The 12,088-nt window shown below is 66.5% G+C and carries 10 protein-coding genes; 2 read left to right on the top strand and 8 right to left on the bottom strand.

Translation table 11 applies throughout. From position 1 onward, the window contains the following. Nucleotides 1-3: 3 nt before the first annotated feature. From lspA to murJ, 4 genes are all read right to left on the bottom strand, one after another. Complete coding sequence (gene lspA / locus ACPYOD_RS09610; RefSeq protein ID WP_481301520.1) at nucleotides 4-507, bottom strand: signal peptidase II; 504 nt, start codon at nucleotides 505-507, stop codon at nucleotides 4-6. A 66-nt stretch (nucleotides 508-573) separates the two neighbouring features. Continuing rightward, nucleotides 574-3,432, bottom strand: coding sequence for an isoleucine--tRNA ligase (ileS, locus tag ACPYOD_RS09605; protein ID WP_481301519.1), 2,859 nt, complete (start codon nucleotides 3,430-3,432; stop codon nucleotides 574-576). A gap of 18 nt (nucleotides 3,433-3,450) precedes the next feature. Beyond that, nucleotides 3,451-4,410, bottom strand: coding sequence for a bifunctional riboflavin kinase/FAD synthetase (locus ACPYOD_RS09600; protein ID WP_481301518.1), 960 nt, complete (start codon nucleotides 4,408-4,410; stop codon nucleotides 3,451-3,453). Between the two features lie 76 nt (nucleotides 4,411-4,486). After that, entirely contained in the window at nucleotides 4,487-6,094 is a 1,608-nt protein-coding gene (murJ, locus tag ACPYOD_RS09595) for a murein biosynthesis integral membrane protein MurJ (protein ID WP_481301517.1), read from the bottom strand. Between the two features lie 306 nt (nucleotides 6,095-6,400). Between murJ and rpsT the strand changes: the two genes are divergently transcribed. Further along, nucleotides 6,401-6,664, top strand: coding sequence for a 30S ribosomal protein S20 (rpsT, locus tag ACPYOD_RS09590; RefSeq protein WP_072321609.1), 264 nt, complete (start codon nucleotides 6,401-6,403; stop codon nucleotides 6,662-6,664). Between the two features lie 214 nt (nucleotides 6,665-6,878). Here rpsT and cgtA read toward each other — a convergent pair whose 3' ends face one another. The 4 genes from cgtA to ACPYOD_RS09570 form a co-directional block, all read right to left on the bottom strand. Then, a complete protein-coding gene (gene cgtA / locus ACPYOD_RS09585) occupies nucleotides 6,879-7,946 on the bottom strand; it encodes an Obg family GTPase CgtA (protein WP_481301516.1) in 1,068 nt (355 codons plus the stop codon). Nucleotides 7,947-8,033: 87 nt separating this feature from the next. After that, entirely contained in the window at nucleotides 8,034-8,291 is a 258-nt protein-coding gene (gene rpmA / locus ACPYOD_RS09580; protein WP_072321611.1) for a 50S ribosomal protein L27, read from the bottom strand. A gap of 20 nt (nucleotides 8,292-8,311) precedes the next feature. Beyond that, the gene (rplU, locus tag ACPYOD_RS09575) at nucleotides 8,312-8,626 is read right to left on the bottom strand and encodes a 50S ribosomal protein L21 (protein ID WP_167025594.1); all 315 of its coding nucleotides are present in this window, start codon (nucleotides 8,624-8,626) and stop codon (nucleotides 8,312-8,314) included. A 284-nt stretch (nucleotides 8,627-8,910) separates the two neighbouring features. After that, nucleotides 8,911-9,417, bottom strand: a complete 507-nt coding sequence (locus ACPYOD_RS09570; RefSeq protein WP_481301515.1) for a DUF2059 domain-containing protein — start codon at nucleotides 9,415-9,417, stop codon at nucleotides 8,911-8,913. Between the two features lie 201 nt (nucleotides 9,418-9,618). On the opposite strand from ACPYOD_RS09570, the gene uvrA reads away from it, so the two are divergent. Continuing rightward, the coding region (gene uvrA / locus ACPYOD_RS09565; RefSeq protein WP_481301514.1) for an excinuclease ABC subunit UvrA at nucleotides 9,619-12,088 on the top strand (2,470 nt) is incomplete at its 3' end.

Genomic DNA, 12,088 nt, shown 5'->3' with positions numbered 1-12,088 from the left:
CGGTCAGGGTGTCGCGGGTTTCTGGCCGCCGAACATGCTGAACACGATCAACGCCACGGCACCCACGCTGATGGCCGAATCGGCGACGTTGAAGACCGGGAAGGGATAGCTGCCCAGGAACACCTGGATGAAGTCGGTGACCTTGGCGGCGTGCAGCCGGTCGATGACGTTGCCCAGGGCCCCGCCAAGGATAAGCGCCAGCGGCGCGGCCGTGCGCCAGTCGCCTCGCGGGGTGCGCGAGAGCCACACGCCCAGGGTGGCACTCACACCCGCGGCCAGCAGCACGAAGAACCACCGCTGCCAGCCGGCGCTGTCGGCAAGGAAACTGAACGCCGCACCGGTGTTGAAGGTGAGCGTCCAGTTGAGGATGCCCGGGATCACCGGATGCGGCGTCTCCGCCGGCTGCAGCGCCGTGAGTGCCCACCACTTGGTCAGCTGGTCGAGCACGATCATGGCGGCGGCAAGCCAGAGCCAGGAGAGGGCGTTCGGTTTCGGGCGTGCGGTCATTCGGTAAGCCATTCGTGACGGAAGCCCGCGCCGTGAACGGCGCGGGGTGCTGCGGATATCGGCCCGCTAGAAGTAGCGACGGTCCTCGCCCTGCCCCGTCACGTTTTCCACGCAGCGGCCGCAGATCTCGGGATGCGCCGGGTCGATACCGACATCGGGACGATGGTGCCAGCAACGGATGCACTTCACCGCGTCGCTCACCGCCGCGGACACGTAAACCTCCGCCCCGTCGAGTTCCACGCGTTCCGCCGTGGCCGGACGGCCCTCCAGCGGCGCGAGCGTCACGTCGGACGTGATGAAGAAGAAGCGCAATTCCGAAGCGGATTCGGCCAGGGCAGCCTGCGTGGCGGTGTCGGCATGGATGGTGAGCGTGGCATCGAGCGACGCACCGATCTGGCCCGCCTTGCGCATGCCTTCGAGCACGCGCGACGCCGTCTCGCGAATGGCGAGCAGCGTCGCCCACCAGGCGCGCGTATCGCCGTCCTGGCGCACGTCCAGGCCTTCGTAGAAGGTCTCGAACAGCACCGATTCGTCGCGCGTGCCCGGCATGGCCGCCCAGGCTTCCTCGGCGGTGAAGCTGACGATGGGCGCCAGCCAGCGCAGCAGACCCTCGAGGATGCGGTACATCGCGCTCTGCGCGCTACGCCGGCCGAGGCTGTCGGTCGGCATCGTGTAGAGCCGGTCCTTCGTGATGTCGAGGTACAACGCGCCGAGTTCGTTCGTGCAGAAGTTCTGCACGCGCTGCACGATCTCGGGGAAGTCGTAACGCTCATACGCCGCGACGATGGCGGCCTGCACATCGGCGGCCTGCTGCACGGCCCAGCGGTCGAGGTCGAGGCAGGCGTCGGTGGCGAGCAGGTGCCTGTCCGGATCGAAGCCGTCGAGGTTGCCGAGCAGGAAGCGCGTGGTGTTGCGGATGCGCCGGTACGTATCCGCCACACGCTTCAGGATTTCGTCCGAGAGCGACATCTCGTTGCGGTAGTCGGTGGAGCAGATCCACAGGCGCAGGATGTCCGCGCCGAGGGTCTTCATGATGTCCTGCGGCTCGATACCGTTGCCCAGCGACTTGGACATCTTGCGGCCCTGCGCGTCCACCGTGAAGCCGTGGGTCAGCACGTGGTCGTAAGGCGCGCGGCCGTGGATGGCCGCCGACGTGAGCAACGAGGACTGGAACCAGCCGCGATGCTGGTCCGAGCCTTCCAGGTACATCACCTTGTATTCGCTGGCGTCGCCAGCCTGCAGCTCGGGACGCGCTCCCACTACCGCGAAATGGCTCACGCCGGAGTCGAACCAGACGTCGAGCACGTCGGTCACCTTCTCGTACCGGTCGGCATCGTCGCCGAGCAGTTCGCGCGGATCGAGGGTGAACCAGCAGTCGATCCCTTCCAGGGCGACCTTCTTGGCCACCTTTTCCATCAGCTGGACGCTGTCCGGATGCGGTTCGTGCGTGTCCTTGTCGATGAACAGCGTGATCGGCACGCCCCAGGTGCGCTGGCGCGAGATGCACCAGTCCGGGCGGCCTTCGACCATGCCGGCGATGCGCTCTTCGCCCCAGCCGGGCACCCAGCGCACGGCCTTGATGGAAGTGAGCGCGGTGCGGCGCAGGTCGGCCTGCTCCATGCCGATGAACCACTGCGGCGTGGCGCGGAAGATCACCGGCGTCTTGTGCCGCCAGCAATGCGGATAGCTGTGCGTGAGCTTCGCCGACGCCAAAAGCACGCCGCGATCGCGCAGCAGGTCGACGATCTGGTCGTTGGCTTTCCAGATGTGCACGCCGGCGAAGGACACATCGCCGGCAAGCGGCAGGTCGGCGCGGTACACGCCGCGGCCGTCCACGTAATTCAGCGTGCCAATGCCGTAGTTCTGGCCCACGACGAAGTCCTCCGCGCCGTGGTCGGGCGCGGTATGCACGGCACCCGTGCCGTCCTCGTCCGACACGTGATCGCCGAGGATGATGGGCACGTGCTTGTCGTAGAACGGATGACGCAACGGCTGGTTCTCGAGCACGGCGCCCTGCACGCGGCCGAGCACGTTCACCGTGTCCACGCCGTAGCGTGCGAGTGCCTTCTCCGCGAGCGCGGCGGCAATCACCAGCAGCAGCGGCTTGCCGTTGCGCGACGGACCTTCGACGAGGACGTATTCGATCTCGCCACCGAGCGACACCGCCTGGCTGGACGGCAGCGTCCACGGCGTGGTGGTCCAGATGGGTACGGCGATGGACGCGTCGCCGGCGGCAATGCCGAACAGCGCGCCGAAGGACACCGGATCGACGGCGTCATATGCCACGTCGATGGCCGGCGAGGTCTTGTCGGCGTATTCGATTTCCGCCTCGGCGAGCGCCGAGCCGCAGTCGAAGCACCAGTACACGGGCTTGGCGCCGCGCACCACATGGCCGTTCGCCACGATGCGCGCCAGCGCGCGGATCATGTCCGCTTCATAGGTGAAGTCGAGCGTGCGGTAGGGCTTTTCCCAGTCGCCGAGCACGCCCAGGCGCTTGAAGTCCACGCGCTGCAGGTCGATCTGCGCCATGGCGTACTCGCGGCACTTCTGCCGGAATTCAGCGGCGTTGAGCTTGTCGCCCGCCTTGCCGAACTTCTTCTCGATGGCGATCTCGATGGGCAGCCCGTGGCAGTCCCAGCCCGGCACGTAAGGTGCCCGATAGCCTGCCATCAGCTTCGACTTCACCACCACGTCCTTCAGCACCTTGTTCACGGCGTGACCGAGGTGGATCGCGCCATTCGCGTACGGCGGGCCGTCGTGCAGCACGAAGACCTTGTCGCGCCCGGCGGTGCGTTCCTGGATCTGCGCATAGCGGCCCACGCGCTCCCACGAGGCCAGCCAGCCCGGCTCGCGCTTGGGCAGGTCGCCACGCATCGGGAAATCCGTCTGCGGCAGGTTGATGGTGTTCTTGTAGTCCTGGGTCATCGCGGGGAACCGTGGGATTTATGGGGCTTCGACAAGTATGGGGTTCATCCCAAGGGCCTGCCGGGCGGCGATCTCGTCCTGGCGCATCTGCGCGGTCAGGGCGTCGAGGCCGTCGAATTTTTCTTCGTCGCGCAGCTTCCGCACGAACTCCACGCCGATGCGCTGGCCGTAGAGGTCGCCGGAGAAATCGAACAGGTGTGCTTCCAGCAGCGGCTCGCGCACCTCGTTCACCGTGGGGCGGAAGCCGAGGCTGGCCACGCCCGGCCAGCTGCACGGACCGTCGCCGATGCCGATCCGCACTGCGAAGATACCGAGGATCGGGCTGATGCGGTCGCCGAGGTGCACGTTGGCCGTGGGGTAGCCGAGCGTGCGGCCGAGCTGCTTGCCGCGCTCGACGTGGCCATCGATGACGAAGGGCCGGCCCAGCAGCCGCGTGGCACCGGCGAAGTCGCCTTCGGCCAGCAGCGTGCGCACGCGGGACGAGGACACGCGCTCGCCGTCGACGATCACCGGCGGCACCGCGTGGGCGGTGAAGCCCAGTTCGGCGCCCATCGCCTGCAGGAGGGCGAAATCGCCGCCGCGGCGGTGGCCGAAGCGGAAATCCTCGCCTACCCATACCTCACGGGCAGCCATGCGGCCGACGATGACCTTGCGCACGAAGTCTTCCGCGGACATCTCGGTTAACGCGCGATCGAAGCGCAAGGACAACAGCTCGCGGATGCCCGCCGCCGTCATGCCCTCGGCCTTCTCGCGCATGCCGGACAGCCGCGGCACCGGCTCTTTCGAGAAGTAAGCGCGGGGAAGCGGATCGAAGGTGATCACGGCGGGCACCAGGCCGGCGGCCTCGGCACGGCGGCGCACCTCGGAGAGGATCGCCTGGTGTCCGAGGTGCAACCCGTCGAACGCGCCGATGGCGACGATGCTGCCACCGGGCGTGAGGCAGGGCCCGTCGACGTCGCGATGAAGTCGCAGCGTCATGCCGGGGCACCCTGGAATCGATGCGGAATGAAAGCCATCGGGCCAGTATAGCGGCCCCCGTGCCCGCTGCGGACCGTCAGTGGGCGCGCAGGTCGCGCAGGCGGAAACCGAGTGCGAACAAGGTGGCGAGATAGGCACTGCCGCCGGCGCAGACCAGCACGGTCAGGCGCCACACCCTCTCCCACTTCTCGACACCGCTCCAGTCGGGCCAGACGTACAGGCCGGCGAGAAGCACCGCCACCATGGCACCGCAGGCAACGGCGAGGCGAACGAGGTGACGCCCCCACCCCGGCTGGCGCGTGTACACCCCTGCCTTGCCCAGCCAGCGCCAGAGCAGGAGCAGGTTGAGGTAGCTCGCCAGTGCGCTCGCCATGCCCAGGGCCATGTGCAGGCCGGGAATGGTGGCGATCGCCTGCATCCACGAGCCCGCCTTCTGCGCCGGGCTCGCCCAGAGGAAAAACAGCAGCGCCAGGAAGGCGACGTTGAACACCATGTTCGCCACCAGCGATGCCACGCCGGCGCGCACGGGCGTCCTCGTGTCCTTGCGTGCGTAGAACGCGGGCAGCACCACCTTCACGAGCGCGAAGGCCGGCAGGCCGAAGCTCAGCGCCGAAATGGACAACGAGGCCATCTTCGTGTCGAAAGCGGTGAAGCGGCCGTGCTGGAAGATCGTGGCCACGAGCGGCACGGAAAGGATCATCAGCGCGAACATCGCCGGCACGGCGATCAGCAGGGTGGTACGCAGGCCCCAGTCGAGTGCCCGCGAGAAGCCGTCCTTGTCCGTCGCCACATGGTGGCGCGACAGCGATGGCAGGATCACCGTGCCGAGGGCCACGCCGAACACGCCGAGCGGCAGCTCGAGGAAGCGGTCGGCCTGCGACAGCCAGCTCTGCGAACCGGCGATCAGCAGCGAGGCGATCACCGTGTCCAGCAGCAAATTGATCTGGGCCACCGACGAACCGAACAGCGTCGGCACCATCAGCGTCATGATCCGCCGCACGTCCGGCGAGCTCCAGCCCCAACGCGGCAGCGCCAGCAGGTCGAGGCTGCGCAAGGCGGGCAGCTGGAAGGCCAGTTGCAGGGCGCCGGCCAGCAGGATCGCCCAGCCCATGGCCATGATCGGCGTGTGCAGGCGCGGCGCCAGCCATAGAGCGCCGGCGATCATGCACAGGTTGAGGATGACGGGCGTGAGTGCCGGAAGCCCGAAGCGGTGGAAGCTGTTCAGCGCCCCGCCCGACAGCGCGGTGAGCGACACGAAAAGCAGGAACGGGAAGGTCAGCCGCAGCAGGTCCACGGTGAGTTCGAACTTGTCGGGCGCCTCGATGGCGCCCGGCGAGAACAGTGCGGTGACCTGCGGGGCGAAGATCACTCCCAGCGCCACCACCACCGTGAGCACGCCGCCGAGCGTGCCCGAGGTGAGCGCCATCAGCCGCTTCAGGTCGGCATGCGGCCGGGTTTCCTTCACCTCGGTGAAAACCGGCACGAAGGCGGTGGAGAACGAGCCTTCGGCGAACAGCCGGCGCATGAAGTTGGGGATGCGGAAGGCGACCCAGAACGCGTCCGTGGCCGCGTTGGCGCCGAAGGAGGCGTTGATGGCCATGTCGCGCACCAGCCCGAGCACGCGCGAAACCATGGTCATGCCGCTGAAGCTGAGCACGCCGCGTAGGAGACTGGGGGTTTTCATCCGGTCGAAAGCTGCCTTGTGACGATCAGCACGGCTCGGGAAGCCGCCGCAAACCCCTAGTTTGACAGTGACGCCGGGGCGGAGGACAGTCCGGCTTCTGAAAATTCGCGGGCCATGACGGTTAAAATCCCTTGTGGGAGCCGGCTACGCCGGCGATACCGCGGCAGCGGGTCAGCTTGCCGCAAGCACCCATCGCCGCTGAAGCGGCTCCCACAGGGGAAGCAGGCCCTAAGCTATTGACGCGGCCCGCCTTTGGCTCCAAAATGAGCGTCTTTTTTAAAACCAACCGAACTCTGGAGCTTTACCTTGGCCAACATCAAGTCCGCGAAGAAGCGTGCGCGTCAGTCGGAGCAGCGCCGTCTGCGCAACGTCAGCGCGCGTTCCATGGTGCGTTCCGCACTGAAGAAGGTCGTCAAGGCGATCGACGCCAAGGATAAGGCCGGCGCCGTCAGCGCCTACGCCGTCGCCGTGCCGGTGATGGATCGTTACGCTGCCCGTGGCCTCATCCACAAGAACAAGGCCGCTCGCCACAAGAGCCGCCTGAACGCGAAGATCCGCGACCTGGCGTAAGCCTGCGCGACATCGCTGTTGCAAAAAAGCCGGCTTAAGCCGGCTTTTTTGTTGCTCCTTGCCTGGGGTCCCTTCCTACGGGAACCGCTTCTTGTAGGAGCCACTTTATGGGAGCCGCTCTTTGTGGGAGCCGCTTCAGCGGCGATCCCGCGGCAGCGGGCCAACTTACCGCAAGCACCCATCGCCGCTGAAGCGGCTCCCACACAAGCGCCACTCATTCGCCGCGCATGCGGACGTCGTCCGCCGCTTCCGTCCGCTCGCGTCGTGCCGCGCGTTCCGCGTCGAAGAACTGCTGCACCTTCAGGCATACATCCCAGGTACCCACCTCGCCCGCCGCCGACACCACGAACCACGGAGCCGTCCATTCGAGACGAGCGACGATATCGTCCACCACGCTCTTCAGCTCGTCCTCGTCGTCGATGACGTCGGACTTGTTGATCACCAGCCAACGCGGGCGCTCGACCAGTTCGCTGTCGAATTGCTGGAGCTCGTGCTCGATGGCCCGCACCTGCTCCACCGGGTCGGAACCGTCGATGGGGCGGATATCGACCACGTGCAGCAGCAGGCTGGTGCGCGAGACGTGACGGAGGAACTGGATGCCCAGGCCCGCGCCGTCCGCGGCCCCCTCGATGATGCCGGGGATGTCGGCGATCACGAAGCTCTGGTCGGTGCCGATGCGCACCACGCCCAGGTTCGGATGCAGCGTGGTGAACGGGTAGTCGGCCACGCGCGGCGTTGCCGCCGAAACGGCACGAATGAACGTGCTCTTGCCCGCATTGGGGAAGCCCAGCAGGCCCACGTCGGCGAGCAGGCGGAGTTCCAGCTTGAGGTCGCGCACTTCGCCCGGCGTGCCCGGGGTGGACTTGCGCGGAGCGCGGTTCACCGAGCTCTTGAAATGGATGTTGCCGAGGCCACCGCGACCGCCCTGCGCCACCTTCAGGCGCTGGCCGTGCGCGGTGAGGTCGCCGATCACTTCGTCGGTGTCGACGTTGGTGACCACCGTGCCCACGGGCACGCGAACCTCGATGTCCTCGCCGCCCTTGCCGTACATCTGGCTGCCCATGCCGCCCTGGCCGCGCGGGGCCTTGAACGAGCGCATGTGGCGGAAGTCGACGAGCGTGTTGAGGCCCTCGTCGGCAACCAGCCACACCGAGCCTCCGCTGCCGCCGTCGCCGCCGTCCGGGCCGCCGAAGGGGATGAATTTCTCGCGCCGGAAGCTCACGCAGCCGTTGCCGCCGTCACCGGCCGAGACTCTGATTTGCGCTTCGTCGACGAATTTCATGGAAGGGAGACCTGGATGGAGTTGATGCCGCCGTAGAAACGAAAAGCCCCGCCTATGGCGGGGCCTTCGCTATCGCGTCGGGAAGGCTTACGCCTGGACGACGTCGACGAACTTGCGGCCCTTGTCGCCGCGGGTCTTGAACGACACGGTGCCGTCGACCAGCGCGAACAGGGTGTGGTCGCGGCCGAGGCCGACGCCCACGCCGGCGTGGAACTTGGTACCACGCTGGCGAACGATGATGTTACCGGCTTCGACAGCCTGGCCACCGTAGATCTTCACGCCGAGGTACTTCGGGTTCGAATCGCGGCCGTTACGGCTGGAACCTACGCCTTTTTTATGTGCCATGACTTATATCCTCCGGCGACTCAGGCGTTGATGCCCGTGATCTCGATTTCGGTGTAATGCTGACGGTGTCCCTGCGTGCGCTTGTAGTGCTTGCGACGACGGAACTTGACGATGCGGATCTTATCGGCGCGGCCGTGGGCGCGAACCTTCGCGCTGACGGTGGCACCGGCGACCAGCGGGGCGCCAACGGTGATCGACTCACCTTCGCCGACGAGGAGGACCTGGTCGAACTGGATGGTGGAATCGACTTCGGCGTTGAGCAGTTCGACGCGCAGGACTTCGCCTGCCATCACGCGATACTGCTTGCCACCGGTCTTGATGACTGCGTAGCTCATGGGAGTTTCCTGTTGCTGATTATGTAGTTCTTTTTGGGTGTTGCGGGTCGTACGAACCGCGAATTATAGCGGGCCGCAAAAGGCAAGGTCAATCAGGCGGTTAAGAATAAACCTCTCAGGCGTCCCCATATCGCCGGTCGCACGATAATCGTTACTGATCAGGCACTTAGATAGCCACCTTCAAAGGCGCACCGTGGGAGCCGCTTCAGAGGCGATGGGTGCTCGCGGCAGCCTGCCCGCTGCCGCGGGATCGCCGACATAGCCGGCTCCCACCCTTTGACAACTTACTTCTTCGGGGCCGGGGCGGGCGCCGGCTTGGCCGCGCCCGTGGCCGGGCACTGGCCCTGCTGGTTCAGGGTGCCCTGGCTCTGCAGCTGGGCAATCATCTGCTTGCCGCGCTCCTGGCCCCACTGCTTGCCGATCTGCATGCCCTCGGCCATCGTGGCCGGCATCTGCGTGATCACCTTCTGGCCCAGCGGCGAGCGGTAGAACTTGAGCAGGCCGTCGATGTCCTCGGCCGTGAAATGCTTCTGGTAGACCGGCACCATGCGGCCGATCAGCTGGTTGGTGGCGTTGGCGTCCACGAAGCCCTGCCAGTAGCTTGCCGGCACGCACGGCAGCGCGTTCTGCATCACCCCCGCCATCTGGCTGTTCATCTGGCTGAGCATGCGCCCCATGCCCACCGCGTCCATCAGCTGCCGCACCTGCTGCTCGGAGGGCACGGCCGCCAGCGCCTGGCCCGCACAACCCGCCAGCACGAGGCCGGCGGCAATCCCTGTCCACTTACGCATGCGTGTCTTCCTCTTCGGATGATTGGCTCTGATCCCTCCCCGGGATCGCGCCATGGTAGCCCCGCCGCCGGCGCCTGGTCACCCTCGCCCGGCTGGCTGCCAGTCCCTCATAACAAATGTGATGAACCGTCAAAAGTCCACGCGGCATGAAGGCCGGAAACCCTTGGTATAGTCATCGACTTCCCCCATTTACGTCGGCACATGGACAGCATTCGCATCCGCGGCGCCCGCACGCACAATCTCAAGAATATCGACCTCGACCTGCCCCGCGATCGCCTGATCGTGATCACGGGATTGTCCGGGTCCGGCAAATCCTCGCTGGCCTTCGACACGATCTATGCCGAAGGCCAGCGCCGTTACGTCGAGTCGCTGTCGGCTTATGCCCGGCAGTTCCTCTCGATGATGGAAAAGCCGGACGTGGACACGATCGAAGGGCTCTCGCCCGCCATCTCGATCGAGCAGAAGTCCACGTCGCACAACCCACGCTCCACCGTCGGTACGATCACCGAGGTGTACGACTACCTGCGCCTGCTCTATGCGCGTGTAGGCACTCCCCGGTGCCCGAACCACGGCATTCCGCTCGAGGCGCAGACCGTCAGCCAGATGGTGGACACCGCGCTGGCGCTGGATGCCGACAAGCGGTGGATGCTCCTGGCGCCGGTGATCCGCGAGCGCAAGGGCGAGCACGTGCAGGTGTTCGAACAGCTGCGCGCCCAGGGCTTCGTGCGTGCCCGCGTGGACGGCGAGGTCTACGACCTCGACGCCGTGCCGCCGCTCACACTGCGCCAGAAGCACACGATCGAGGCGGTGATCGACCGCTTCCGTCCGCGCGACGACATCAAGCAGCGCCTCGCGGAGTCCTTCGAGACAGCGCTGCGCCTCGGCGACGGCATCGTGATCCTCGTGGACATGGACGATGCCAAGGCGCAGGAACAGCTGTTCTCCTCGCGCTATTCCTGCCCGATGTGCGACTACTCGCTGCCGGAGCTGGAGCCACGCCTCTTCTCGTTCAATTCCCCGGTGGGCGCCTGCCCCACCTGCGACGGCCTGGGCATCACCCAGGTGTTCGATCCCGCGCGTGTCGTGGGCCATCCGGAGCTCAGCCTCGCGGGCGGCGCCATTCGCGGCTGGGACCGCCGCAATCCGTACTACTACCAGATGGTGACCTCGCTGGCGAAGCACTACGGCTTCGATCCGGAGACGCCCTGGCGCGAGCTTCCGAAGTCCGCGCAGAACGCGGTGCTCAACGGTTCCGGCCGTGAACTGATTCCGTTCCGCTACATCACCGAGCGCGGCGGCAAGGTCACCCGCGAACACAAGTTCGAGGGCATCCTGCCGAACCTGGAACGCCGTTACCGCGAAACCGAATCGGCCGCCGTGCGCGAAGAACTCTCGCGCTACATCGCGGACCATCCCTGCCCCGATTGCCAAGGCCAGCGCCTGAATCCGTCGGCGCGCAATGTCTTCGTGGCCGACCGTGCGATACCCGAGCTCACGTCCCTGGCGATCGACTCGGCGCTCACCTTCTTCGAGAAGCTGAAGCTGCCGGGCTGGCGCGGCGAGATCGCGGTGAAGATCGTGAAGGAGATCCGCGAGCGACTCACCTTCCTGAACGACGTGGGCCTCAACTACCTCACGCTCGACCGCCAGGCGGATTCGCTCTCCGGCGGCGAGGCACAGCGCATCCGCCTGGCCAGCCAGATCGGTGCCGGCCTCGTGGGCGTGATGTACGTGCTCGACGAGCCGTCGATCGGCCTGCACCAGCGCGACAACGAACGCCTGCTCGGCACGCTTACCCGCCTGCGCGACCTCGGCAACACGGTCATCGTGGTGGAACACGACGAGGACGCCATCCGCGCGGCCGACCATATCCTGGACATCGGCCCCGGCGCGGGCGTGCACGGCGGGCACATCGTCGCCGAGGGCACGCTCGACCAGGTGCTGGCGTCGCCGGCGTCGGTCACTGCGAAGTACCTTAGCGGCGAACGTGGCATCCAGGTGCCCGAGAAGCGCCGCCAGGCGCGCGACGACCAGTGGATCGAGCTCAAGGGCGCCAGCGGCAACAATCTGAAGGACGTGGACGTGCGCATCCCGGTGGGCACCTTCACGTGCGTAACGGGCGTGTCCGGTTCCGGCAAGTCCACCCTCATCAACGACACGTTCTACCGCCTGGCCGCGATGGAACTCAACGGCGCGGGCGAGCAGCCGGCACCGTACGAATCCATCGAGGGCCTGGAGCTGTTCGACAAGGTCGTGGACATCGACCAGTCGCCAATCGGCCGTACGCCGCGTTCGAACCCGGCCACGTACACCGGCCTGTTCACGCCGCTGCGCGAGCTGTATGCGCAGGTGCCGGAATCGCGCCAGCGCGGCTACACGCCGGGCCGCTTCAGCTTCAACGTGCGCGGCGGCCGCTGCGAGGCCTGCGAAGGCGACGGCATGATCAAGGTGGAAATGCATTTCCTCCCCGACGTGTACGTGCCCTGCGACGTGTGCCACGGCAAGCGCTACAACCGGGAAACGCTGGAGGTCATGTACAAGGGCCACACCATCGCCGACGTGCTCGACATGACGGTGGAAGACGCGTTCAAGCTGTTCGAGAACGTGCCGGTGATCGCGCGCAAGCTGGAAACGCTGCGTGCGGTGGGACTCGACTACATCAAACTCGGAC

Source organism: Luteibacter sp. HAY1-4A (assembly GCF_056755355.1).
Note: the sequence above shows the minus strand (reverse complement) of the source record. Positions and strands in the feature narration are given on the sequence as shown.

What these genes read in the sequence shown, in the direction of transcription:
- ACPYOD_RS09570 (WP_481301515.1), bottom strand. Translation starts at nt 9,417, where the DNA reads ATGCGTAAGTGGACAGGGATTGCCGCCGGCCTCGTGCTGGCGGGTTGT.
- murJ (WP_481301517.1), bottom strand. Translation starts at nt 6,094, where the DNA reads ATGAAAACCCCCAGTCTCCTACGCGGCGTGCTCAGCTTCAGCGGCATG.
- ileS (WP_481301519.1), bottom strand. Translation starts at nt 3,432, where the DNA reads ATGACCCAGGACTACAAGAACACCATCAACCTGCCGCAGACGGATTTC.
- ACPYOD_RS09600 (WP_481301518.1), bottom strand. Translation starts at nt 4,410, where the DNA reads ATGACGCTGCGACTTCATCGCGACGTCGACGGGCCCTGCCTCACGCCC.
- rpmA (WP_072321611.1), bottom strand. Translation starts at nt 8,291, where the DNA reads ATGGCACATAAAAAAGGCGTAGGTTCCAGCCGTAACGGCCGCGATTCG.
- cgtA (WP_481301516.1), bottom strand. Translation starts at nt 7,946, where the DNA reads ATGAAATTCGTCGACGAAGCGCAAATCAGAGTCTCGGCCGGTGACGGC.
- rplU (WP_167025594.1), bottom strand. Translation starts at nt 8,626, where the DNA reads ATGAGCTACGCAGTCATCAAGACCGGTGGCAAGCAGTATCGCGTGATG.
- lspA (WP_481301520.1), bottom strand. Translation starts at nt 507, where the DNA reads ATGACCGCACGCCCGAAACCGAACGCCCTCTCCTGGCTCTGGCTTGCC.